This window comes from Pseudomonas sp. DP-17 (assembly GCF_022380625.1).
In the GTDB taxonomy this organism is placed as follows: domain Bacteria; phylum Pseudomonadota; class Gammaproteobacteria; order Pseudomonadales; family Pseudomonadaceae; genus Pseudomonas; species Pseudomonas nitroreducens_A.
The window spans coordinates 1-22,772 of sequence record NZ_JAKSXG010000001.1; the positions used below are offsets into that span (position 1 = coordinate 1).

A 22,772-nucleotide genomic window follows, 5' to 3' on the forward strand; every position below is an offset into this window, starting at 1 on the left:
CGATTACATCGAGATGTTTTATAACCCCAAACGCCGGCACAGCAGCGCTATGCAGCTATCGCCAGTGGAGTTTGAAAAGCGCTATTTCCAAAGCTTGGAGAGTGTCTAGGAAAGCCGGGGCGATTCACCCACATCCTGCAGCAAAAGCTCAATGCACTCATCTTTACCGCTTGAGAGAACATGAGACCCTTCGTCAGATTTTCGCTCAGGAAACTCAAAGAGCAGAGCCATACACCCTGCCCCACCTGCCAAGTACATCACCGCATTGAAGCAGTTCAGTACAAGGTTGAATATCTCACCACGGCTAATCGGGCCAGTTCGCGATAAGAACTCTAGAATGGCAAAGCCTGAGCTGATGACGATCGCCCCAGCTGCGACAGTTAAGGCTCCAAAAATGATGCCCCAGGTTAGTCTTCGTGCCGCTGGTGCAAACGCGCTCATCCTCCCGGCAGCCCATGAACGGAAATTCGATCGCTTCTCTTCTCCGCCAGAGCCGTACGCCCAAAGGGCCGCCACCACGGCGGTCAGTGTTGCAAAGCTACCCCAGTCCGACATGCGGTCACTCCCTTAGCCGAATAGCGCCTTCTGCCAATGCTGTTCACTAATGATCGCTAAGAGCGCTCCACGCTCTCTCAGCTCGACAGCTTTTTTAATTTTTGTACCGTAGGTACTGTGCAGCCATTGCTCATTGCCGATCTCACCGACCACCAGGTAGTGGATCTTTCTGCTGACCCCTGGTGCGATCTCCCCGCCTCTCTCCAGCACCAAGGCTTCACAATTTTTCCTGGGCCCATAAGCCATCACACCGGTGAAAAGGAAAACCTTCCCTGCCCAGACCAACTCCGGTGGCGGATCGTTAAGTGGCAAACCGTTAGGGCGGACGAAACTGTTGTTGCTCGCCATAGGCTTAGCCGCCGTCAAGCCGGCGAATGAGCGAAGCATCTCCAGGAGCTCTTGCGACTCCTCAGCATCAAGCACCCCGTCAGCTAGCATGTCGTTGAGGCGGCGATAAAGCAGATTGATCACGGGATCGTCGAGGTGCGCCAGGTTCGTGACAATCCAATTCTGCAAGAACTCAGCCTCGCCCTGATTGATGTAACCATCAGCTGTCAACCCAGCAGCCAAGCCAACCAACGCATCCGCAGATCTCCGATCGATGCGAGCCTCGTGATAGAAACGGCTCCCCTCAAATTCTCTGTGCAAATCAACCATCTTGCTCCCTCCCGAACTCTAGTACACCCGGATCAAAAACTTGGTAAATAATCCTAAGAAGGATTCTGAGAATCCTGGGTTCTGCCCCAGAATTAAACCCGCGTGAGGCTCAGAAGATTGTCATCCGCGGTAGCGTTAGGGTTAGCACGCAGGTATATATCTCCAAAAACCTCAACTTTCGCGCCTGTATACCACTTACCTTTTTTCTGAAATCTAGCGTTAAACACTACACCCGAAGAAATAAGCTGAGCAATAAAAAGCCGCTCAACTATAAAGTTAACCGCAGAGTCAATTTTGCGAACCCGAACAAACTCGATATGCTCGCCATTTTCATCAAGGCGAACACCATTAATAAAGAACATATAACACCCCACAATTAAATTGGAACAACAATCCTTCCACGCGCAACGCACACATTATCTTTAATGGCGAAACACTCAACAAAGTGATCCCCATCAAAGCTAGCGTATTCGCTTAACGAATGGCTTCCATTATCAGCCTTAATCTGCCCGCGAAGCATATTCTTCTTGATCGCCTGACTACCTACGTTCCTCACCTTCCAATACAGCTTATATGGCTTGGGAACATCTATAGAGCTCACATAGAAATCAAGATGCTTTTGCTTGGGAATCTTAGTAATGCCAATTCGAGACATCAGATTCCTTAACTGCACACCCTGGTCTCGAATTTTACAGTCGATTTCCATGCTGTATTGGATATCAAGACTGAATTTGCGACCAATGAACTCCTCCAGATCTTGTATATCATTTCGATCCAGAGCCGCCTTTCTTTCTTCCTCAATATAATCCGGAAAGTGCTCACCAAATACCGTCCGCCAACGCTCATGTGCACATTCCGGGTCTTCCAGTGCTTCCTGAAGTCTCCGTAGTGCCTTTTTAGCTTTAGGATGGAAATTCCCGCTCTTTTTTATAATCGAACCACTACCTGGCGCACGCCAAGCTTCCTTTTCGTAATCGATAGAAACTATATAAGCAAAGAAATCCTTGGTCAGTTCGCCGTAATCCGCAAAGGTCGCAGTATCGTACTTAGATGTGCCTTTGAGAAACTGATAGCAAAGGGTATCGATTAGCATCCCTTTGATTGGGACGCCATGATCATTCTTCCAGGCCCGCACCATCTTGCACAAAGGCTTTAAATTCTTCCCTTTGCTTTTATGCAGATCATTTATCTCATGAATCTCAGCGACCGGGTTGCACACCTCCCAGCTTCCGCCATTGTTGGCATCAGGATAGGTATAGCTCCCATTAGAATTTACAAATGCAGGAAGAACCTCGACGATGTACCCATTAAAGTCAATGGATACAATCTGCTGCTGAGCTCTAACCTCACGATTCGGAAACCTATCCTTAAGAGCCAACCTAATTTCCGCAAGAAGAGAGGACTGACGATTACTCTCATATTTATTGAATCGTTCGTAAACTTCCCACGGCAATTCAAAAGCCATGTCCAGGTCACTCACCCCATGAACAGCGGTGTGCCGCCCATACGACCCTACTTGCCTGCAATGCCCACTCTCAGAGTCGATGCCGTAGTACTTTTCATTAAGCTTGCGTGTGACCTGTTTGTAGCTTCGCGAAATCTCATCCGCGTTCTTAACTGCTAGATTAACCCTGAATTGTTCAAATAGTTCCTTACTCATCACGAACAAACCCCACGCAGGATTGCAAACCACTCAATATTTCTAAACACCCACACCACTAGCGCCAAAGCCAGAGACACAACTATCACATACACCGAGAAGGGAACCTTATCTTTGAAAAACTCAAAGTGCACCTGTTCATCAATCCAACTCACCTGTTGTTCCCAGAAGAATTTTTTATGTGCCAACCAACTAGCACCAAAAATATGCTTACTCATACAGATGGAGTTAAATTCGCTCTCGACATCCTCTAACTCTTTAAGATGATCAGCAGTAATCTCTGACAACGAAGAGCATTCAGCGCTAAGCTTCTTTAGCCGATTGAACAAGCCCGTCAACTTCTGACCGACCTTAAAATATTCGTCCTTTTTATCAGCATAAAACGCTATGTACAGTCCCGACACGCCGAGAATAGTAATAGCCGCCGACATTTGCTTTTCGGCTAGCCACGCTATGATCAGTGATAGTATTCCGACAACTGTCGAAATCAGCCCTATCCAACCAGGAGATTTTTCAACAATATCATAAGTCGAGAAATGCAACTTAGCACTATAGCCGACATCATATGCTTTCTCAGCAATGAGCCGCATTGCAGAACTTCTATCCACGCGCCACCCTACCTACTATTCGGCAGAAATTTTCACAAAAAGAATTTTCGAAATAAAAATACTTACTGCAGAAGGCTGGAAATTCAGCGCATCAGCCAGTACGCTCATTCGGTGACTTTTAAAAAGAATGTCAAAAAGCCTGATTTGGCTTTTATCGGTTTTAGACGTAGGTCGAATTACCTTCCGCATTTTGACGTTCTTCCATGAACCAGCGAGCATGAGCTTGCGGTGCCTTCTAGCACCTACGCCGCTATAATGGCCATGTGACACCCATTGTCAAGGTAGACGTTCTGATGACCGATTTAACCCATTTGGAAGCGCAGGTTCGTGAATGCTTTGGTCGGGCGATTTATACCCACAAAACTCACGAAAAAATGGCAGATCGTTGCGCTGCCTCCCTGCGAAACTGGAAAATTTTTCAGATCGCGATTGCTGCGCTCACAGCCTCGTCAGCCTTGATATCTGCCATCTTTGGCCAAGACTGGGCGAAGATGGCAGCTGCAGCTCTTTCATTCCTAACCTTGATCATTTCAGGCTACATGAAGGGCTTCGATCCAGGTGGCACAGCTCAAAAGCACCGCGACACTGCTTCCAGTATCTGGGCGATCCGAGAGTCCTATCTGTCACTGATAACTGACATGAAATCCAATGCGATTTCGTATGAAAAAGCGGCCGAGCGCCGCGATGAGCTGCAGCAAAAGCTCGCGTCGATTTACGAGAACGCCCCTCAGACCAATAGCTCCGCATACCGCGATGCGCAGGTCGGTCTGCAGGAAAATGAGGAATACACCTTTTCTGACGAGGAGCTGGATCGCTTCCTCCCAAAGGCCCTACGCAAGGATAGCTAATGCCCTCCCCCATCACCGCTACAGGAAAGCGTTTCATAAGCGACCTAGCATCGTCGCTAGATATCCCTCCAGAACGGTACGAATCCGCTGAAAGGAGCTACAAATCGGTTTGCGACTGGCTTGAGCGGCCATTCTCGCGGTTTGCTCACACTCGCATTACCGCTTACACCCAAGGGTCATTCCGCCTGGGCACAGCAATTCGCCCCGCTAATGGAGAGGAACACTACGACCTCGACGTCGTGTACGAGTTTTCGATTAAGAAATCTGTCCACACGCAGAAGCGGTTGTTCGACGATTTAGGGCACGAACTCAAACTCTATGCTGCCTACCACGGAATGAGCCTGCCAACGGGGTGGGATCGCTGCTGGACGCTGGAGTACGCAGACTCAGCACAGTTTCACATGGACTTGCTCCCCTCCGCACCAGACGGAGCACGTCAGCGGCAACTGCGAGAGACAAAGGCCTCTGCTCTCGACTTTGTCGACAAGTCGATTTCCATCACCGATAAAACTCACCCCAACTACACCCTCCACTCGGAGGATTGGCCGTCCAGCAATCCAAACGGCTTTGCAGAATGGTTCTACCTGCGGATGAAAGAAGCGTTCGATAAGCGACGCCTCACCATGGCAGTCAGGGCCAGCAAGGAAGTGGCTGATATCCCGATTTTCCGCGTTAAAACCGCCCTGCAGGCGTCCATTCAGATCTTGAAACGCCATCGGGATTTACGGTTCTCAGAGGAAAAGGAGCTACGCCCAAGCTCGATCATCATCACAACCCTCGCGGCTCATGCTTACAACCAGGAAGCAGAGATACCTGAGGCCCTGCTTAGCATCCTGCAGAACATGGACAAGTACATCCAGAACCGCAATGGCGTTGACTGGATCGCTAACCCATCCGACCCTCGCGAGAATTTCGCAGATGCTTGGCAAGACGCTCCGGACAAGAAAGCTGCATTCTTCGACTGGCTAGAGACAGCACGTGCTGATTTTGCTCAAGCAGCCAGGAGCAACAACCTCGATGACATCGTTGAAATTCTTGCCCCCAGGATTGGTCGTGAGCTCGCCAAAAAGGCCGCAGGCACAAGCGGCTCTGCGGGCAAGGGATCCTTGATCACCGCGAGTGCCACACTCACGAAACTCATGCGGCTACGAGATGCGCCTCATCGCAAACCCAGCTCTTGGCCGATGAACCTCTGGGGTATAGTCGCGCTCTCCTGTACCAGAACGAGAGATGGCTCTAGCGCTATCAACGTCCGAAACGACGATCCAATTCCCGTGCCAGTAGGCTGGTCGCTCGACTTCTCAGCAACCACGAATATTCCGCCACCCTTTAAGGTTTTCTGGCAGGTCGTGAACACGGGCAGAAAGGCTGCAGCTGCCAAGAAATTGCGAGGCAACTTTGAAGGAGTCGAGTCCTCCAAAAGCAATTTGCAGTGGAGCGAGGATGCCTTATATCCAGGCTCTCACACGATGCAGTGCTTCATCGTCAAGCACGGCGAGTGTGTAGCGAAGAGCGAGCCCTTTGTTGTCAACATCGCATAGCTTTAACGTGCCCTGCCGCGGCTTGAGGCTCACCAAGCTTCGGCAGGGGCTGGTGTCTCGCTGAAGCCATTGCGTTGTGCTCGGCGTGGTGCCCCTAAGAGCAAACATCGCTTGATTTGCCGACGGCTAAAGATGCGCAGAGCTTCATGTTGATCTGCACCGTCGGCGGCTAGCTCAAAGGGCGGTAACGCATCTCTGGGACTGCTCGATTGAGCTTGGTAAAGACGCGGCCACCCTCGGTATCAGAGCAAGCCGGCCACCTACTGCTCAACCAGACCCCTTATCTGCTCGACTCTTAGACACAGACCCCGACCTTCCTGCCAGCTAACCGGAGGGAGCGCGCCATCCGTGCACCTACCAGTAACCTCAGCTCGGAAGGGTTCACAAGGTAGATAGAGCTTCTCAAACAGAGCATTAGCTCCCTCAGCCCGCTCCTGCTGCCAGGATTCATCCACAGAGAGCCTCTTACGAAGTGCTCTGGTGTTCGACGTTTTGATTGGCTTCATTTGCAGCCCCTCTACTGATACTCGGTAAGCGCTTTTCGCGCACAGGGTTGTTACAACGGAAATTTGCTCATCCAGCTCACAAAGAGCATTCCGTGGGTACTACTGGAGCAACCATCGATAGCTTTGCCGACGGTTGCATAGGCACAGGGCTCCTTGAGGGTTCACACCGTCGGCGGCTAGCTCTCCAGGAGGTGGAAGGGCAGTCTGCGGCTTTCTGCGCTGCCCATCCCTCAGTTCGCTCGCACCCAACCGCTGTGGCGCGACGCTTTAGAGGTGCTTGAGAGCCTTCTCAAGGGCTGCAATCGTTCCAGGCTTGAACACCCGCGTACCGCCCTCATCAAGAACGTCGCCTCTATTGCCCTTTTTGAAATTCCACTTCTTCATGAAGTCATCCGAAAGGAGGTACTCCAGAGCACGTCGCTCTGACTCGTCGAGCTTGAACGTTCCACGAGGAGTATTTCGAGCGTCGACGTAAATCTCTAGGTTCGGCGGTACAACCTCTTTAATCAGGCGACGTGCCTCGTCTAACTCAGCCTTCATCATTTTTACTAAGAGCTGATGCCGAGGAGACAGCTCGTCCATCCACGGCTTAGTCTTCGTCTTCCGCTTCGCTGGATACGCAACACTAAACGCCTCCAGGAGCGCGCGATAAGAGGCGCCCGAGGCATTTCGGATACTCTGGCATCTAGGAACGCCTTTGCCTGCACCCAATCGCGCTACAGTAACGGGCCTGAAGTCAGTTTCACCTTGCTTAACCTGCTCTTGGCATACAGCGTAAATCGCATCCAGTGATGAGTGCACGCGACGTGGGCTACTGGATTTGAGCTGCTCAAGCAGCGCCTTGGGCTCCATCAAAGAAGCTCCCCTTCAAGCGCACGAGGTACGTCGCTCGCGATAAGTCCATGACCACTCCCAAGGATCGCTGAGATATCCCTGGGTTCAACTCTTTCGTTTTCCGCCAAATCCGCCAGCATCAACTTACCCTCAATCAATGCATCAACCTTTCTCCACGACTTAACACGCGAAAGAAGGAGGTTCGTCAACTGATTCCCCAAAATCAGTTGCTGCTGCTTATCGAGCGCAAACATTGTTGGAGCCATTTGATTGCGTAAAAGGAGCTGATCAAGTTTCTGCGAACGCATCGGCAGGGCAATCTCAGCCGACGCCGATTCGTAAATCTCGGCGTTTTCACAGACCTCACTAAGCAGATGGAATCTCGATGAATCTTCAAACGCAACTTTCAACTCATGTTCATTTTGAACAATTAGCTGAGGAAGGTTGCTATTATCCTCACTAGAAACCTGCTCATTTAAAACAGCTTGACTCTGATTAATCAGGCGAGTCGTTGCTTGCAGATCACAAAGATAAAGATCAGCCTTCTTAGACGCACCTTCAATATCCGACTGCAGCTTACGGCACTTCATATCAAGATTCGCAAGCTCGCTAGCATCAAACTCTTCACCAGCTTTCGCCGCATCGTGCTGCGCATCCTCCTGAGACTCGAGTGCCTTGGTTGTCTCGGAAAGCACCTCATTCAGTTCGCCAACCTTATCCATCTGAACTGAAACCTGCAGGCAAATTTCATTGGCAAGCGCTAATAACCCACCAATAAAAACCGGCCCGGTTACAAAATGCCTGCAACGAATGCAGTTTTGATAACCAAGATATCCACCATTAATAGGCGCGCGCACCTTAGTAGATCCGATCAGAGGCCCTCCATCATCGCAACGCCCTCCAGCAAATGGACAGAATCCGTAATCACGGAAAAGGAAACTTCCCGGCAGTACTTTTCCTTCAAAACGACCGAGAGCGCCGTCTCTGTCTTGGATAAATTCACTCTTGATGCTATCAACCCTACCTTGCTCAAGCATTTTCATGGCAACGTAAGATTTATTTTTCAGAGCGCGTTTCTCACCTTCCGAAAATTTCTCGCGCAAATTCTCAGAATTAATCTTCACATAGTACAAGGACATGATTACTGAACCATGCCCTGCAATCTTCATCACGATCTCTATAGGTAGACCAAACTCCATTACGTAAGCGGTAATGAGACTAACACGCATACTGTGAGGAGAGTACGGTGTATCGTACGTCGAAAGCGATGAAAGCGCTCCACTACAAGTTGCCAGAACCAAACCATCTGGCTGACTGTGATACAGCGCCGCCGCCAACCGAAACTTCAACCTGAAAGAATAATTTCCACATTCTTCTTCGCCAAAATTTCGAAACAGGAAGCAGTTACTACCTTTAGCCTTCAGTTGCTTTTCATTTAAATCCGTCCTTGTGCACTCCACCCACGGCATTGCACGCTTAATTGGATTATATTTCGCTTGCCAGTCGCGAAGACGAATCATCCAAATAGCAAGTTTCTCCGGCATCCATCCAATGTCATATCCCTCCCCCTTGTTGGATGTCTTGTTAGAAGTAAATCGCATCCCAATCTGGTCATTAGGAAACTTCCTAACAAAACCCTGCCCATCCGTAATCCCTGCGAGTGGAGACTGGTTAATGGCCCAAACTATTTTACCATTAACTACGGTCGGTATTTCGTAATCACCTTCGCCAGAGTCATTATAGGCAAGTTGGCGCCCCCGCGCCGGCACGGTCGCAATTGCAAAAGTATGCATCCAGTATCCGGGGAACCAAATTTTGGTTTTCCCATATTCTTTCTTAACGATACAATTGGGGTCTTTACTGTCTACAACTGAAGGATCTACCTCAATCCAGTCAGCATCAAATTGCTGCAGATGAACTAAATCCGCAAAGCTTTCAGCACTGTCGGGCACCATCCAATCGCACATCGCTTTGACGAACTGGTAAGCTAACGCAGGCTTATTCGTCTCGCCAGCATTACCACTAACCTCTTCGCCCTCAAAAGCCAAATTGGCGAATGGGTCATAAGCGCCTGCAATACGAACAGTCTCATGAGTTTCCTCATCCTCGACCGTTAGTTTGCTTTTCATGAAATGGGAAGAGAACTCCTTTACCGCCGAAAGGATACTCTTCCCCACTGCACCCGACACGCCATCAAGAAACTCAAAGAAGAGCCCCTTATTGACTCTGTTAGAAGTATAAATATCGAGCGGGCTGAAACCCAATCCATGGCGCTGCACATAGTCCCTAACGAACCTGCACAAATAGGACTCTTTGGTTGCACGCGCCCGGGTTTTACCGAGGAACTCATCCAGGCTTTCCGCCCATGCATGATATGGCGCAGGAATATGCTCAATCTTATAAGGCTCTGGCTTATCAAGAAATGAGAACCAACTCTTCCATCGGCCTTTATAAGCAGATGCAGGATCACGAGGAATACGCGGATCCTTCTTATCCGCAATGAATTTTTTGTAATCCTGACTGCCTTTTACTCCAAACTCGAGAGCTAAATCTCGAGTTTCTTCGTAAGTGTATAGCTCAGGCATATCACACAGATCGCGCCAGCTAATCCACTCATCAGCAAATACCCGATCCGGATTAGCAGGTAAGCAGGGGTACTTCTTATACTCCTGCCGATAACCCCTGCTATCCTTAATTTTAAGCACCTTCACAGCATACTTAACATCTCCCAGGCTGAAACACTTACGCGGCAACAGGAATTCCGGCCAGCCCTGCCAATCTGACTCGTAGTATGACGGCGGATAAGCGGGCAAGTGGATATCTTGCCGTTGCAATTCAGAATACTCAGCCGCACTGGAAATACCTAAACGACGAGAGACTTCCCCAGCATCTTTGTACGAATATTTATCTACACCAAGAAATTTCTCCCAGCCCCAGACCCTCCAGTAATCACTGTAAAATACATTAGGATTAGCTGGCAGCATGGGATCAGCATGGTAGCCTTCCAGATAGGCAGTCTTAGTAGTAAACCCAAGAGCCCGCGCAGCCTCACTGGCCTGCGTTAAACTTTCATACTTGGCGACCTTTTCTGGGCGACCAAAAAAATGCGGGTAACCTTTCCACTCAGCTGCATATACTGTATGCGGGTTCGACGGCAAGCGCTCATCTTCACGGTACCGCACCTTGTACTGACTAATTCCACGTATACCGAGACGAGCCACCGCACCGATCGCTTCCTCAAGGGTGTAGAAACCTCTGCGATTTCCTCCGAGATAATCCCGCCACCCCTTCCAATCATCAAAGTAAAATCTCTCAGGACTGGCAGGCAGTCGAGAGTCAAGAATTCTGCACTCGGACTTATACTCAACATTACTTTGAAGTCCAAACTTCCTGACTGCATCTCGAGCTTCAGAGTAGGAGTTATACTTCCCCTGAAAATTCTCTACACCCAAATAATCACGCCACCCATTCCAGCCATCCTCATAAAGCTTTTCTGGTGACAGAGGAAACCTGGCATCACCAGCAGCTTTATTCAAATAACTAAGCCGTGTAGCAACACCAAGTTGACGAGCTTCTCGACGCGCCATTTCGAAGGTGTCGAAATAAATCGCTGCAGCAGTTGACTGTGCGTAGCCGGTAAAATCTTCCCAGCCATGCCACTCAAGTTCATAGAAATCTTCCGGACTTCCCGGGAGTTGGTGATCAAGCGTAAAGTGATCAGCATACTCTTCACGACTCTTGATACCAAGTTTCTTCACGGCCTCAGAAGCCTGATGAATACTTTGGTAATGCATAATCTTTTCAGGGATTAAGAAGTCGTCGAAATCCACCCACTCAGAAGAATAATATCGGTAAGGCTTCTGAGGCAGCCTAGGATCCCGCCTATATTCATGCAAATATTCGACGCTAGTTTTTACCCCAAGCTTTCTCGCGGCGTTTCTCGCCTCTGCCAAAGTTGGATAAAACTTTTCAGTCTCAAGAAAACTTCCCCATCCTTTCCAGTCCGTTCGGTATTGCACACTCGGTTGTGACGGTAGTCTGGGATCTTCTTTGTACCGAGATAGGTAATCCTTAACCCCCCTAATGCCCAAAGCTTTTGCAGCCGCTGCTGCTTCGGAAATCGTTTTATAAATCGCTCGCCGATCGGCACCAATAAACTCTACATAGCCATTCCAATCATCTTTGTATTCCGTGGCTGGATTCGCAGGAAGCATTGTGTCTTCGTTATGGCGAGCCACATACTCCGCCCGAGTAGTTATACCCAGTTTTTTAACTGCCGCCGAAGCTTCAGCAAGAGTTGCGTAGCGTTCCGTGGTTACCCCTAGGAAATCATGCAATCCCTTCCAGCTATCCGCATAAACTCGCCCTGGATTCGCAGGCAGCCTCGAGTCTTCCCGATAACGTCTCTGATATTCTTTTTGACCTGATATACCTAAGGCAATAGCAGCTGCGGAAGCTTCAGCCAAAGTTTCATAAAAGGCTATAACCTCAACAGCCAAGAATTCTGAGTAATCTACCCAGGCGTCTTCATACAGCCTTTCAGGCTTAGCTGGAAGCAGTGGATCTTCTTTATAGCGAGTACGGTAATCCGTTTTAGTGCGGATTCCAAGTTTTCTGGCTGCAGCGGCTGCGTCAGAAAGACTTGCATAAGACTTTACACCCAAGAAATTGCGAACACCTTTCCATTCCCTTTTGTAAAACTTATTCGGGTTCGCAGGTAACCTTGGATCTTCTTGATAGCGCCGCGCGTACTCGATTTGACCTTGAATGCCGAGAGCTCTCGCAGCTGCTGCCGCCTCATCCAGTGATGGGTAGAAATCCTTTCCCGTACCCAAGAACTCCGAAAACCCCGCCCACTCTTCTTTATATTCTTCTGCGGGATTCGCAGGCAGGCGTGAATCCTCATTATGGCGTGCGCGGTAATCCACAAACGACCTTATGCCGAGAATTCTCGCGGCTTGACTAGCTTCACCAATAGTTTCGTAGACGTTTCTTAACGTCCCCAAAAACTCACGCCAGCCTTTCCACTCATGCCTATAAACAACTTCGGGCGCTGTAGGAAGCCTTGAGTCCTTGTGATGACGCGTTTTGTAATCTTCAAGTGAAATAGTACCCAGAGACTTCGCTGCGGCGGAAGCTTCTTCTAAGGTCGCATAATAATTCTTCCTCTCGCCGCCAAGAAACTCCGGAATTCCGATCCATTCGTCAGGATAGGATTTCCAGGGATCACTAGGAAGACGCGGATCCTCTTTATAACGCCTCCTATATTCGCGCAGAGTAGTAACACCTAGCGCCTTGGCAGCCTCAGACGCTTCGGCCAGACTTTCGTAATACTTACTACCAACGCCCAAGAACTCCCTATAGCCCTTCCATTCATCTTTGTAAAAGGCATTTGGATTTGACGGCAACATTGGATCTTCATGATAGCGAGATTTATACTCAGTCTTCATGGTAATCCCAAGTGCCTGAGCAGCAATTGCAGCCTCTGCAAGCGTCTCGTAAAAAACCTTACATGCCGCACCCAAAAACTCCGCATATCCTATCCACGAAGACTGGTACTGCTTTTCTGGCTTAGCAGGCAAGAGAGGATCTTCACGATAACGTAGGGAGTACTCGGTTTTGCTTTTTATGCTCAGGCCTCTTGCGGCTACCATTGCCTCGTCAAGAGTCCTGTAAGGCATTGTCCCAAGAAATTCACGAGTACCTTTCCAGGAATCTTTATAATAAATATTTGGACACGCCGGTAGCATTGAATCTTCGCGACGCCGACACTTATATTCTTCTATAGTACGAATACCGAGAGCCCGGGCCGCAACACACGCCTCTGCATACGTTTTGTAGAGCTTAGCCACGACCGTATCGCTCATATGCCTCGTCCATCCTCACTCGGACATCCTCACTTGTGGGCTGGGTATAAACCAAGTGCGACTCATAACTTCTATGACGCATTTTCTTCTGAATCTCTACGCCCGAGAAGCCATGAGCATGTAGACGATAACCATATGCATGTCGATGGCCATGTTCTGTCGTCCCTAGCTTTTTTTTAGGCACCAGCCCAATTCGCATTACTGCATTCCTGTGAGTTCGCTGAAAATTGCGAATTGTCTCAGGCTGCCCGTAAGAGTTTGTAAAAGCGTACGGGTGATCGAGATTTTCAGGCTCTATACGTTGATGCTCGATATACATCTTATATGCGTACAGAAACTCTGTAGCCATATTTGGGGGAAAGAAATCAACCTTAAAAAACTTATCCGCATTACTTAGTACAGGAGACTTCCAACCAGAATGGAGGCGCTCAGACCTGAGGTACTTAGTTCTCGGCATGCGGCGAAAACGCTTTGCAAGATAATCTTCCCGAGAGATATATCCATCTTCGGGCGCCGCGCCTTCTGACGGATGATAGATCCGAACTATTGCTTCGAGGCGCTCATGGTCAATATCGACATCTGTCAGATACAGATGAAAAACTTCGCTTTTGCGTACTCCGCCATAGTGCATTAGCAAAGTTATAGCGCGCCCCTTCCAGTCAGCTCGCTTATTTGGGTCTGGATGCGACTTATTCTCGGCGCGGACGAAGCCCTCATCTAGCAACTTAAAGATGCTCGCCTCTGGGAACCTCATCACCTCCTCAAGATCTACCGGAGGCCCACCCTCTCTCATAATCTTTCGGGCGAATCTTATGCGCGACAGCGCACGCTCCTCAGAGGGTAGGTGGTTGAGGAAAACCCGACTGTGCCTCTGATGGTACGCGCACCAGTTCAAACGCTGTTCGGCGCCCGTAGCCTCGCGGAAAGGGTTAGCGCGCTGAGTTTTGTACTCAGGCCTATCCGCGAGCCAGTCGGTGTAGTGAGTTATGAAGTGGAGGAGAACGCTCGTGTCTTCAGCGGTGCGGACTCTCCAGTAAAGGCCTGAAGGGTCTTCGAGAGTAGTCGGGTCGATGGTTCCTACGCGCAACGCCGTTGCGAAGCTTTCGAGCAACTCGGTCGTCTTCGTGAAGACCCCTTCGTTCGCATTGATGTACTTCAAAAGCAGCATGATCGCGAACGTAGAGCGCTCCCTCCACGACTGCCCCTTCCCAGACTTCTCTGCCAGGTACTGAAGGTGCGAGAGCAGCAGCCCCTTCTCGGTCAACAGAGCCGGCAGTCGCAGCACGACCCCCGTGTTGTCCCTCCTGTACCTCGCCTTGATCTTGAGAACGTATGCCACCAGCGCCATCCAGACAGTGCAATTGGCAAGCACTATCGCGCATAGCTCAGGAATTTGGAAGCACAAATTTTAGAGTATGTCAATGGCATACTCTAAAATAAAAATAGTATGTTTTCGAGTGGGGTTCTAATACACCTACGGCAAGAAGATGCTGCGCGAGATCGACAGCCGCGTGCGCTTCCTGCGCAAGCGCCTGGAGAACTGCAAGGTGGTCAGCGAGCGTCCGGCCGATCCGAACAAGGTCTACTTCGGCGCCTGGGTCACCCTGGAAGACGAGGACGGCGAGCAGGCCCGTTACCGCATCGTCGGCCCGGACGAACTGGACCTGCGCAACAACCACATCAGTATCGACTCACCCCTGGCCCGCGCCCTGGTAGGCAAGGAACTGGATGCCGAGGTGATGGTTCGCAGCCCATCCGGCGAGAAGATGTGGTTCGTGGTGGAAATCGAGTATCCCTGAGTATCGCCAGCAAACGACGTTCCTACAGAATGATCAGAGCGCCGGTGGGCGGCGGGTAATCAGCCCCTGCCGGGCAACACGGATCAGCTCGTGGATAGCCGACTCCAGCTGTTCGGCCACCGGCGACTGCACCACCGCGAAGTCGAAGCTGTCGGAGGGGAAACGCGCGAGATCGGCAAAGGTTTCGGCGAACTGGATCAGGAAGGTGCGCGAGCCGTTCCAGCGCTTGGGCCAGCCATCGAGGTAACGGACGAGGGTGGGCTGGTGATTGCCGCCCAGGAGAATCTTCGGATTGCGGCGCAGCAGGCCGGTGGTGATGGGGGCCAGGCGCACATGCGGGTTGGGACAGGTCATGGTGTCTAGTCTTCCGCCTCAAGGGTCCTGCTGGACGCGGCGAGAGGCACACCGAACCAGCGCTTTAGCGGTATTTCGATGTCAGCCATCGCTGCATCCGCGCCCCGCAAGTTGCTACTTAAATCGGCGCTGTGCGGCATCCTAGAGAAGCCCCGGCAAAGCTGTCAAGGAGACTTCAGTCGATGACCACACCCCCCATGCGGCTGTTCTTCGCCCTGCCCTGCCCGGCGGAACTGGCGATGCGCATCTGCTCCTGGCGCGACAGCCTGCACCACGACGGCCAGCCCGTAGCCCAGGCCAACCTGCACCTGACCCTGGCCTTTCTCGGTTCCGTACCTCGCGGCCGCAAGGCGGAATTGCGCGCCATCGGCGAGCGCCTGCCACGCCAGGGCTTCAACCTGGAGCTGGACCACGTCGCGCGCTGGAACAATGGCATCCTGCACCTGGCGCCCAGCAACGTGCCGGCTGCCCTGTACGAACTGGTGCGCACGTTGCGCGATGGGCTGCAGACCGGAGGATTCGAGGTCGAACATCGCCCGTTCCATCCCCATATCACCCTCGCCCGCCACGCCCAGCACACGCCGGCCGCCACTGCTGCCTTTGTACTACCCGCCCAGGCCGTGACGCTGTTCAGCTCGGAGAACAGCCCTAGCGGCGTGCACTACCGCGCCATCGGCGAGTGGCCGCTAGATCGCGCCTGATCGCGCCGCCCATTCCTGGGCGTAATCGAGGAAGCGACGCAGGCCCGCCGTAGGGTATTTGTCGATATGCAGCGCGCGGAAGAACGTGCGCCGCAAAGGCCCCAGCGGGTTGTCCAGATGCACCAGCTCGCCGCGTTCCAGCTCCGCCTGCACCACGCGCTGCGACAGGCAACCGATGCCGAAACCGCTGCCCACCAGATGCTTGATCGCCTCGGCGTTGCTCACCTCCAGAGGCGCGTTGACGCTACCCAGGCGCGGCAATACCTGCTGCTCGAACGTCACGCGGGTACCGGAACCGGCCTCACGCAACACCCAGCGCGCCGCTGCCAGATCCCTCAGACCGATGCGCTCGGCCCGCGCCAAAGGGTGATCAGGCGCGACAACCAGCAGCAGCTCATCGGCCATCCAGGGCGTGAGCTGGATCTGCGGATGCTGGATCGGCGCCTCGATGAAGGCCACGTCCAGCCGGAACTCGGCCAGGGCCTCGATCACCCCGCCGCTGTTGGCAACCTGCAACTCCAGACGGCTTTCGGGCAGTTCGCCGAGAAAGCCGGCCATGACCTGCGGCAGCAGATAGCCGCCGATACTGCGGCTGGCACCGAGGCTCAGCTGCACCGGCGCCGACTCGAACAGGCTCTCCAGCTCTGCGCTCTGCGCCAGCAGCGCACTGGCCTTGGGGTAGAAGGCGCGGCCATTGTCGTTCAGCGCCAGGCGTTTGCCGCTTCGGTCGAACAGGCGAGTGCCGAGCGCGCGCTCCAGTTCCTGCAAAGCCTGGCTCGCGGCGGACTGCGAAAGCGCGATGCGCGCGGCTGCCTGGGTCACGTTGCCCAGTTCGGCAATCGCAGTGAAGGTCGCCAGTTGGCGAAGGGTGATACGCGGGCCCATATCGATAAAACCGGTCAACCCAATAAGAACAATCCGTTTTTACACTAAGTATGCCAGCGGCACCATGGCTTCACCTTACACAAGGAGCCTGCAATGAACGCCCTTCGCCGCCTGCCCTACTACCTCCCCGGCGCCCTGCTCTGCCTGGCCATCGCCTTCGGCTCCCGCCAGCTCATGGAAATCCCCCCGCTGCAGCACCTGGGGCTTGGCAGCCTGACCCTGGCGATTCTCATCGGTCTGCTGGCGGGCAACCTGGGCCTGGCCCGCTTCGGCAGCATTCGCCCCGGCATCGACCTCTCTCGCCAGCAACTGCTGCGCCTGGGCGTGGTGCTCTACGGCCTGCGCCTGACCTTCCAGGACATCGCCGCTCTCGGCCCGGCAGCATTGGTCATCGACGTGCTGATGGTCGCCAGCACCCTGACCGTCGCCTGGTGGATCGGCGAACGCTGGCTCAGGCTGCCGCGCGAAAGCGCCCTGCTGATCGGCGCGGGCAGTGCCATCTGTGGAGCCGCCGCGGTCATGGCCAGCAGCCCGGTGCTCAAGGCGCGTGCCGAGCACACAGCCGTCGCGGTAGCCACCGTGGTGCTCTTCGGTACCCTGGCGATGCTGCTGCACCCGATGATCTACGCGGCGCTGCCCAATCTGTTCGGCAGCGAGCAGGCCTTCGGCGTGTTCACCGGCTCGACCATCCATGAGGTCGCCCAGGTGGTTGCCGCCGGCCGCGCCATGGACCCGGCCGCCGCCGATGCCGCGCTGATCAGCAAGATGCTGCGGGTTCTGCTGCTGGCCCCGGCCCTGCTGATCCTCGGACGCGTTGGAAGTGCCGAAGTCGCTGAACCCGGTGCACGCCGCAAGCTGCATATCCCCGGCTTCGCCGTGTTCTTCCTGCTGGTGACCGGCCTGCGCTCGTTGGGCTGGGTACCGCAAAGCTGGCTGGCACCGCTGCAGCAGCTGGACGACGTGATGCTCGGCATGGCGATGGCCGCCCTGGGCCTGGCCACCCGCCTGGGCGACCTGCGCAAGGAAGGCCCCAAGCCGCTGCTGCTGGGCGCCGGGTTGTTCGTCTTCCTGCTGGTGGGCGGCGGCCTGATCAATGGCGGCGTGCAATACCTCTTCCACTGATTCCGGCAGGCAAACAAAAGGGCGGACACCCAGGTGTCCGCCCTTTCTCGTTACCGACTTTCTGTACTGCCTTGGCCGTCAACTGGACAGCTTGCGGTCCAGGGAGAACGGGCCGGCGCCGCTGATCAGCAGCGCAACGCTGATCATGATCAGGGTGAAGGCGTATTCGAAGCCGTTGGCGGTGATGAAGAAGCCGTTGGCCAGGTGCACGCTGAACACAGCTACCAGCATGGCGACGATCAGCGGGATGCTCGCCAGGCGCACCAGCAGGCCCAGGACCAGCGCCAGACCACCAAAGAACTCGGCGCTGCCGGCCAGGGCGGCCATCAGATAGCCGGGGGTCACGCCAAGGGACTCCAGCCAGCCCGCCATGCCTTGCAGACCGGGGCCACCGAAGGCTCCGAAGAGTTTCTGCGAACCGTGTGCCATGAAGGTCAGGCCGGTGGTGATGCGCAGTACAGCGATGCCGGCGCCAGCGTTGGTAGTCAGGATGGATTTGATCAGCGAGTTCATGGTGCGTCCTTATGCGAGCTCCAGTAGGAGCGAAGGGTTGCGTAGGAAGTGGGTGACAACCGTGGTTGCTTGGCGACCAATATATCCAGTTTTTCCGATATCAAAAGCGCAAAATCGCGCTGATAACTATCGAACAAATCGATTACTTCTTGATTGCCGCCACGCTCTCACGTGGCTCGAGGCCATCACGTTCCCGCTGATATGCAAGATAGTACTTGTTGACGCTACTGACGTAGTTCACCACCCCCATACCCAGTTGCTCGGCCGCTACGCGCTCAACCTGGAAGAACCACTGGTTGGGGTTCAGGCCCTGGCGCTTGGCCTCCGCGCGCAGGCTTTGCACCCGCTCGGGACCGGCGTTGTAGGCAGCAAGAACGAAGGCCATGCGGTCCCGTTCGTTGATGCGCGGGCTGGAGAAGAAGCGCTTGCGCAGCATCGCCATGTATCGGCTGGCGGCCTGCACATTGCTCTCCTTCTGGTGCACGGTATCCACGCCCACGGCGCGGGCCGCCGCCGGGGTGATCTGCATCAGCCCGGTGGCGCCGCCAGCGCCGCGCGCGCTGGCATTGAGATTGGATTCCTTGAAGGCCACGGCGGCCAGCGCGAGCCAGTCGACCTTGCTCTGCTCGCCGTAGCGCTGCAGGGTCGGACGCACGGCTTCCAGTCGCTTGCGGTCAGGCACCACCAGCGGATTGCGTACCTGGTAGGCACGGCGGTAAAGGCGCTGGAACGCCATGTCCTGGTCCGCCGGCGCGCGGTAGTCCTTGAGGAAGCGGTTGACGCTGGCGCGCAGCATCGGCGCATCGCGGCGCACGTACCAGGCCATCGGCTCGCTGTTGTCCAGCACCAGGTGCCGGTCGACGCGCAGCTTGGTGAAGACCTTGCTCCAGCGTTCAGCAATCGGCTGCTCGACCACGGTGTAGTTGAAGATGCCCGCCTGGACCATCTCCAGCACGTCTTCCACGGCCAGGGAGGAATCGGTCCACTCCAGCACCAGCGGCGCCAGGCGTTTCTGCGCCAGGCGCTCGTTGACCTTGCGGACGGCCTCGCCAGCGGCGCTGCCGGCCGGCAAGGTGATGGTGCGGCCGGCGAGTTGCTCCAGGCGCACGAACTTGCGGTTGCCCTGCCTGGTCACCAGCACCAGTGGCACATCGGCCTTCCACGGCAGGCTGGGGCTGACGTTCTGGCCATCGCGCGCCAGCAGGACTTCCCCGGGCGCGACCAGATCGCCTTCGCCGCGCTGCAACGCGCCGAGCAACTGGTCCTTGGCCTTGGGAATGAATTTGATGGTGAGCGGCTTGCGCCCCGGGGAATTGTCGTTGAGGTATTGCTCGAAGGCGCGCAGGCGGCGGTATTCGATGCCGATGGGTTCGCCCTTGATTTCGCCGGAACTGTTGCGGCTCTGGTTGACCAGAACCCGCAGCGTGCCACCGGAGCGAATGGCGGCGAGATCGCGCGCGTCACTGCTTTCCTGCTCCCAGTTTTCCGGCTGGGCCGTCAGGCGAGCAGCCGCCGGCAGTGGCGTCAGAGCCACGAGGCACAGCAGTAGCAGCAACAGTCGGGTCATCCAGCTCTCCGGGGGCTCGCACTCGGCAAAGGGCCGTTTAGAGTGCGGTTTCGACCGGTAGTTCCCGGTCGCCAAGGGCGCGCAAGACTCTCACAGGAGGGGAGAAACACCAACCCGAAACTTCCGATAAATCTTCGGAATATTCCTCAACCTGTTGTTTTTGAAGAATTTTCGTCAAAAAAGCGGCTTTTGCTATGCTCCGCTTCCGAACAAAGGGAACAAAAATGCAACTGATCGACATCGGCGTCAACCTCACCCACCCGAGCTTCGTCCCGGAACGTGAAGCGGTCCTCGCTCGCGCAATCGAGGCCGGCGTCGTGCAGATGGTGCTGACCGGGACCAGCCTGGACGACAGCGAACAGGCCCTGGAACTGTGCCGCCAACTGGACGAGGAACAGCGTCTTTACTGCACTGCCGGCGTCCATCCGCACGAATCCAGCCACTGGGACACCGGCAGCGCCAGGACGCTGCGCGGCCTGCTGGCCGAGGACAGGGTGAAGGCGGTGGGGGAATGCGGGCTGGACTTCAACCGTGACTTTTCACCGCGTCCATCGCAGGAGAAGGCCTTCGAAGAACAGCTGGGCCTGGCGGTGGAATTGCAGTTGCCGGTGTTCATCCACGAGCGCGAAGCCGGTGAGCGCTTGCTGGCGATCCTCAAGGACTTCCGCGACAAGCTGCCCGCAGCCGTGGTGCATTGCTTCACCGGCGAGCGACGCACGCTGTATTCCTACCTCGACCTCGACCTGCACATCGGCATCACCGGCTGGATCTGCGACGAGCGGCGCGGCACCCACCTGCAGGAACTGGTGCGGGAAATCCCCGAAGGCCGGCTGATGCTGGAAAGCGACGCACCTTATCTATTGCCGCGCACTCTGCGCCCGAAGCCCAAGAATGGACGCAATCAGCCGGCCTACCTGCCCGAAGTGCTGGCCTGCGTGGCGCAGCATCGGGGCGAGAGCGCAGCGCAGGTCGCAGCCCACACCACCGAGTGCGCACGACGCTTCTTTGACCTGCCGGAAATTTGAACCGGCTCTCAAGATCGCCCTTCGTCGGCCGATAAGTCGGGAGCGGAAGGTGGCTTGATTCCCATCAATGGCCACCTTCATCCTTTTCACGACAATAATGGCGCCTCGCCACTATTCGACCGACAAGAAGAGATTTATGGCCGCCTGGATCCGCGACATTTCCCTCAAGTACAAGTTCTGGGCCGTCAATGCGGTCGCCTTCGTCACCCCCCTGCTGCTGGTGCTGTTCGCCATGCACCAGGAGCTCGACGGGCGCAACCAGCAGGCACGCCAGGGTGCCGAAGCCCAGGCGCAGTTGCTGAAGAACTGGCCGGCAGGTTCGGCATTGCCGACTTCGTCGAATCTTGTCAGCTTCGCCAGCGGCAGCGCGCCGCAGATCGCCGGTATCGACGGCTCCGCACTTGCCCGTGCCAATGGCTGGGTTGACCTGCAAGGCGCGCAGAGCCGCCAAGGTGCACTGGCCGGCGCCTACGTACAGGACATCGGCAATGGCCAGCGCGTCGCCGTGCTCGCCCCCGGCGCCGATTTCTGGGGCATCTTCGAGGACCGCGCCCTGCCCTTCGCCGGCGCCGTATTGGTGCTGATGCTGGCCCTGCTGGCCGCCTCGCAACTGCTGATCCGCTTCATCCTCACCCACCTGCTGACCCTGCGCGACGTGATGCTCCACGTGGAGAAGAGCGGCGACCTGGCTGCCCGCGTACCGCTGGAAAGCCGCGACGAAGTCGGCCAGATGGCCACCGCCTTCAACGCCATGCAAGCCGGCTACCAGCGCGTGGTCGGCACCGTCGCCCAGGCCGCCGGCCGTCTGGACGAAGGCGCGCGCAGCCTCGCCAGCAGCATGGGCCAGGTGCGCCAGGGCATGCTCGGCCAGCAGAGCGAGACCGACCAGGCCGCCACCGCCATCAACGAGATGTCTACCACCGTCCACCACATTGCCCAGCACGCGGCCGATACCCGCGACCAGTCGCAGGAAGCCGACCGCCTCGCCGGCAATGGTCAACAGGTGGTCGGTCGCGTCGGCCAGTCCATCGCCGGATTGTCCCAGGGCGTGCAGCAGACCGCCGAGATGATCCAGCAGCTGGCCCAGGACAGCCACAAGATCAGCAGCGTGGTCAGCGTGATCCACGGCATCGCCGAGCAGACCAACCTGCTCGCCCTCAACGCCGCCATCGAGGCCGCCCGCGCCGGCGAGATGGGTCGCGGCTTCGCCGTGGTCGCCGATGAGGTGCGTAACCTCGCCAAGCGCGTGCAGGACTCCACCGACGAGATAACCCAGATGATCAACGCGCTGCAGTCCGGCACCCGCGACGCCGTGGAGTTCATGCAGGAAAGCTCGATCAAGGCCGACGGCTGCGTCGAGGAAGCCCGCGAAGCCGGGGAAGCCCTCGCAGCCATCGCCTCGGCCGTGGCGCTGATGCGCGAGAGCAATACCCAGATCGCCGTGGCCGCCGAACAGCAGAGCCAGGTTGCCGAGGAAATGACCCGCTCGGTCGTTGGCATCCGCGACGTCACCGAACACACCGTGCAGCAGACCGTCGAGTCGGCCGGCACCAGCCACCAGCTGGCGGACCTCGCCGGTGAGCTCAGCCGCGCCATCCGCCAGCTGCGCCTGTAATCCCTATCGTCCGCATAGCCCGAGCTCATTGGCGCAGGCGGCAAAGCTGCACCTAGACTGCTGACATTCCGCCCGCCTGCGCTCAGGCGGGCTTCTCAGTTCAGGGAGCTGCACC

General features: G+C 55.2%; 19 protein-coding genes and 1 pseudogene. 8 read left to right on the forward strand and 12 right to left on the reverse strand.

What is annotated here, in order from left to right; all coding sequences use genetic code 11:
* The coding region (locus MJ122_RS00005) for an IS3 family transposase (protein WP_143972353.1) at positions 1–109 on the forward strand (109 nt) is incomplete at its 5' end.
* On the opposite strand, the gene MJ122_RS00010 is transcribed toward MJ122_RS00005, so the two are convergent.
* The 5 genes from MJ122_RS00010 to MJ122_RS00030 form a co-directional block, all read right to left on the reverse strand.
* Positions 106–555 (reverse strand): hypothetical protein, encoded by a 450-nt coding sequence (locus MJ122_RS00010; protein ID WP_239741627.1) that lies wholly within the window; start codon positions 553–555, stop codon positions 106–108. The genes MJ122_RS00005 and MJ122_RS00010 overlap by 4 nt on opposite strands.
* 12 nt (positions 556–567) lie before the next feature.
* Positions 568–1,212: a BRCT domain-containing protein gene (locus MJ122_RS00015; RefSeq protein ID WP_239741628.1), complete on the reverse strand. Its 645-nt coding sequence runs from the start codon at positions 1,210–1,212 to the stop codon at positions 568–570.
* Between the two features lie 92 nt (positions 1,213–1,304).
* On the reverse strand, positions 1,305–1,574 hold the full coding sequence (locus MJ122_RS00020; protein ID WP_239741631.1) for a DUF3892 domain-containing protein: 270 nt from the start codon (positions 1,572–1,574) through the stop codon (positions 1,305–1,307).
* Between the two features lie 14 nt (positions 1,575–1,588).
* Positions 1,589–2,872, reverse strand: a complete 1,284-nt coding sequence (locus MJ122_RS00025; protein ID WP_239741633.1) for a nucleotidyltransferase — start codon at positions 2,870–2,872, stop codon at positions 1,589–1,591.
* A complete protein-coding gene (locus MJ122_RS00030) occupies positions 2,872–3,480 on the reverse strand; it encodes an SLATT domain-containing protein (RefSeq protein WP_345772969.1) in 609 nt (202 codons plus the stop codon). The genes MJ122_RS00025 and MJ122_RS00030 overlap by 1 nt, the downstream gene beginning before the upstream one ends.
* A 293-nt stretch (positions 3,481–3,773) precedes the next feature.
* On the opposite strand from MJ122_RS00030, the gene MJ122_RS00035 reads away from it, so the two are divergent.
* Together MJ122_RS00035 and MJ122_RS00040 are read left to right on the forward strand one after the other, a co-directional pair.
* Positions 3,774–4,328, forward strand: coding sequence for an SLATT domain-containing protein (locus tag MJ122_RS00035; protein ID WP_239741637.1), 555 nt, complete (start codon positions 3,774–3,776; stop codon positions 4,326–4,328).
* A complete protein-coding gene (locus tag MJ122_RS00040; RefSeq protein ID WP_239741639.1) occupies positions 4,328–5,869 on the forward strand; it encodes a nucleotidyltransferase in 1,542 nt (513 codons plus the stop codon). The genes MJ122_RS00035 and MJ122_RS00040 overlap by 1 nt, the downstream gene beginning before the upstream one ends.
* A 773-nt stretch (positions 5,870–6,642) precedes the next feature.
* Here the strand turns inward: MJ122_RS00040 and gmtX are convergent.
* Genes gmtX through gmtY form a run of 3 tightly spaced genes read right to left on the reverse strand, consistent with a single transcriptional unit; the run spans position 6,643 to position 14,415 of the window.
* Complete coding sequence (gmtX, locus tag MJ122_RS00045) at positions 6,643–7,227, reverse strand: gamma-mobile-trio protein GmtX (protein ID WP_239741641.1); 585 nt, start codon at positions 7,225–7,227, stop codon at positions 6,643–6,645.
* Positions 7,227–13,076, reverse strand: coding sequence for a VPA1269 family protein (locus tag MJ122_RS00050; RefSeq protein ID WP_239741643.1), 5,850 nt, complete (start codon positions 13,074–13,076; stop codon positions 7,227–7,229). Before MJ122_RS00050 ends, gmtX begins: the two co-directional genes overlap by 1 nt.
* On the reverse strand, positions 13,054–14,415 hold the full coding sequence (gmtY, locus tag MJ122_RS00055) for a gamma-mobile-trio recombinase GmtY (RefSeq protein WP_239741644.1): 1,362 nt from the start codon (positions 14,413–14,415) through the stop codon (positions 13,054–13,056). The genes MJ122_RS00050 and gmtY overlap by 23 nt, the downstream gene beginning before the upstream one ends.
* 136 nt (positions 14,416–14,551) lie before the next feature.
* Between gmtY and greB the strand changes: the two are divergent.
* Positions 14,552–14,875: pseudogene (gene greB, locus MJ122_RS00060) on the forward strand (transcription elongation factor GreB); the annotation flags it as partial.
* 33 nt (positions 14,876–14,908) lie between these two features.
* On the opposite strand, the gene MJ122_RS00065 reads toward greB, so the two are convergent.
* Positions 14,909–15,229, reverse strand: coding sequence for a hypothetical protein (locus tag MJ122_RS00065; protein ID WP_239741646.1), 321 nt, complete (start codon positions 15,227–15,229; stop codon positions 14,909–14,911).
* Between the two features lie 182 nt (positions 15,230–15,411).
* Here MJ122_RS00065 and thpR point away from each other — a divergent pair, with 182 nt between their 5' ends.
* On the forward strand, positions 15,412–15,930 hold the full coding sequence (gene thpR, locus MJ122_RS00070; protein ID WP_239741648.1) for an RNA 2',3'-cyclic phosphodiesterase: 519 nt from the start codon (positions 15,412–15,414) through the stop codon (positions 15,928–15,930).
* Here the strand turns inward: thpR and MJ122_RS00075 are convergent.
* Positions 15,916–16,815 (reverse strand): LysR family transcriptional regulator, encoded by a 900-nt coding sequence (locus MJ122_RS00075; RefSeq protein ID WP_088417045.1) that lies wholly within the window; start codon positions 16,813–16,815, stop codon positions 15,916–15,918. The genes thpR and MJ122_RS00075 overlap by 15 nt on opposite strands.
* A 93-nt stretch (positions 16,816–16,908) precedes the next feature.
* Between MJ122_RS00075 and MJ122_RS00080 the strand changes: the two genes are divergently transcribed.
* Positions 16,909–17,937 (forward strand): YeiH family protein, encoded by a 1,029-nt coding sequence (locus tag MJ122_RS00080; protein ID WP_239741650.1) that lies wholly within the window; start codon positions 16,909–16,911, stop codon positions 17,935–17,937.
* Between the two features lie 78 nt (positions 17,938–18,015).
* Here the strand turns inward: MJ122_RS00080 and MJ122_RS00085 are convergent, their stop codons facing one another.
* Positions 18,016–18,450, reverse strand: coding sequence for a DoxX family protein (locus MJ122_RS00085; protein WP_017517576.1), 435 nt, complete (start codon positions 18,448–18,450; stop codon positions 18,016–18,018).
* Positions 18,451–18,592: 142 nt separating this feature from the next.
* Complete coding sequence (locus MJ122_RS00090; RefSeq protein ID WP_088416972.1) at positions 18,593–20,017, reverse strand: transglycosylase SLT domain-containing protein; 1,425 nt, start codon at positions 20,015–20,017, stop codon at positions 18,593–18,595.
* A 224-nt stretch (positions 20,018–20,241) separates the two neighbouring features.
* On the opposite strand from MJ122_RS00090, the gene MJ122_RS00095 reads away from it, so the two are divergent.
* Together MJ122_RS00095 and MJ122_RS00100 are read left to right on the forward strand one after the other, a co-directional pair.
* Complete coding sequence (locus MJ122_RS00095; protein WP_239741652.1) at positions 20,242–21,042, forward strand: TatD family hydrolase; 801 nt, start codon at positions 20,242–20,244, stop codon at positions 21,040–21,042.
* Positions 21,043–21,178: 136 nt separating this feature from the next.
* The gene (locus tag MJ122_RS00100) at positions 21,179–22,657 is read left to right on the forward strand and encodes a methyl-accepting chemotaxis protein (protein WP_239741654.1); all 1,479 of its coding nucleotides are present in this window, start codon (positions 21,179–21,181) and stop codon (positions 22,655–22,657) included.
* Positions 22,658–22,772 lie beyond the last annotated feature (115 nt).

Excerpts from the sequence above, each read along its gene's own strand:
- MJ122_RS00010 (WP_239741627.1), bottom strand. The coding sequence starts at position 555 with ATGTCGGACTGGGGTAGCTTTGCAACACTGACCGCCGTGGTGGCGGCC.
- MJ122_RS00015 (WP_239741628.1), bottom strand. The coding sequence starts at position 1,212 with ATGGTTGATTTGCACAGAGAATTTGAGGGGAGCCGTTTCTATCACGAG.
- MJ122_RS00020 (WP_239741631.1), bottom strand. The coding sequence starts at position 1,574 with ATGTTCTTTATTAATGGTGTTCGCCTTGATGAAAATGGCGAGCATATC.
- MJ122_RS00025 (WP_239741633.1), bottom strand. The coding sequence starts at position 2,872 with ATGAGTAAGGAACTATTTGAACAATTCAGGGTTAATCTAGCAGTTAAG.
- MJ122_RS00035 (WP_239741637.1), top strand. The coding sequence starts at position 3,774 with ATGACCGATTTAACCCATTTGGAAGCGCAGGTTCGTGAATGCTTTGGT.
- MJ122_RS00040 (WP_239741639.1), top strand. The coding sequence starts at position 4,328 with ATGCCCTCCCCCATCACCGCTACAGGAAAGCGTTTCATAAGCGACCTA.
- gmtX (WP_239741641.1), bottom strand. The coding sequence starts at position 7,227 with ATGGAGCCCAAGGCGCTGCTTGAGCAGCTCAAATCCAGTAGCCCACGT.
- MJ122_RS00050 (WP_239741643.1), bottom strand. The coding sequence starts at position 13,076 with ATGAGCGATACGGTCGTGGCTAAGCTCTACAAAACGTATGCAGAGGCG.
- MJ122_RS00065 (WP_239741646.1), bottom strand. The coding sequence starts at position 15,229 with ATGACCTGTCCCAACCCGCATGTGCGCCTGGCCCCCATCACCACCGGC.
- thpR (WP_239741648.1), top strand. The coding sequence starts at position 15,412 with ATGACCACACCCCCCATGCGGCTGTTCTTCGCCCTGCCCTGCCCGGCG.
- MJ122_RS00075 (WP_088417045.1), bottom strand. The coding sequence starts at position 16,815 with ATGGGCCCGCGTATCACCCTTCGCCAACTGGCGACCTTCACTGCGATT.
- MJ122_RS00080 (WP_239741650.1), top strand. The coding sequence starts at position 16,909 with ATGAACGCCCTTCGCCGCCTGCCCTACTACCTCCCCGGCGCCCTGCTC.
- MJ122_RS00085 (WP_017517576.1), bottom strand. The coding sequence starts at position 18,450 with ATGAACTCGCTGATCAAATCCATCCTGACTACCAACGCTGGCGCCGGC.
- MJ122_RS00090 (WP_088416972.1), bottom strand. The coding sequence starts at position 20,017 with ATGACCCGACTGTTGCTGCTACTGCTGTGCCTCGTGGCTCTGACGCCA.
- MJ122_RS00095 (WP_239741652.1), top strand. The coding sequence starts at position 20,242 with ATGCAACTGATCGACATCGGCGTCAACCTCACCCACCCGAGCTTCGTC.
- MJ122_RS00100 (WP_239741654.1), top strand. The coding sequence starts at position 21,179 with ATGGCCGCCTGGATCCGCGACATTTCCCTCAAGTACAAGTTCTGGGCC.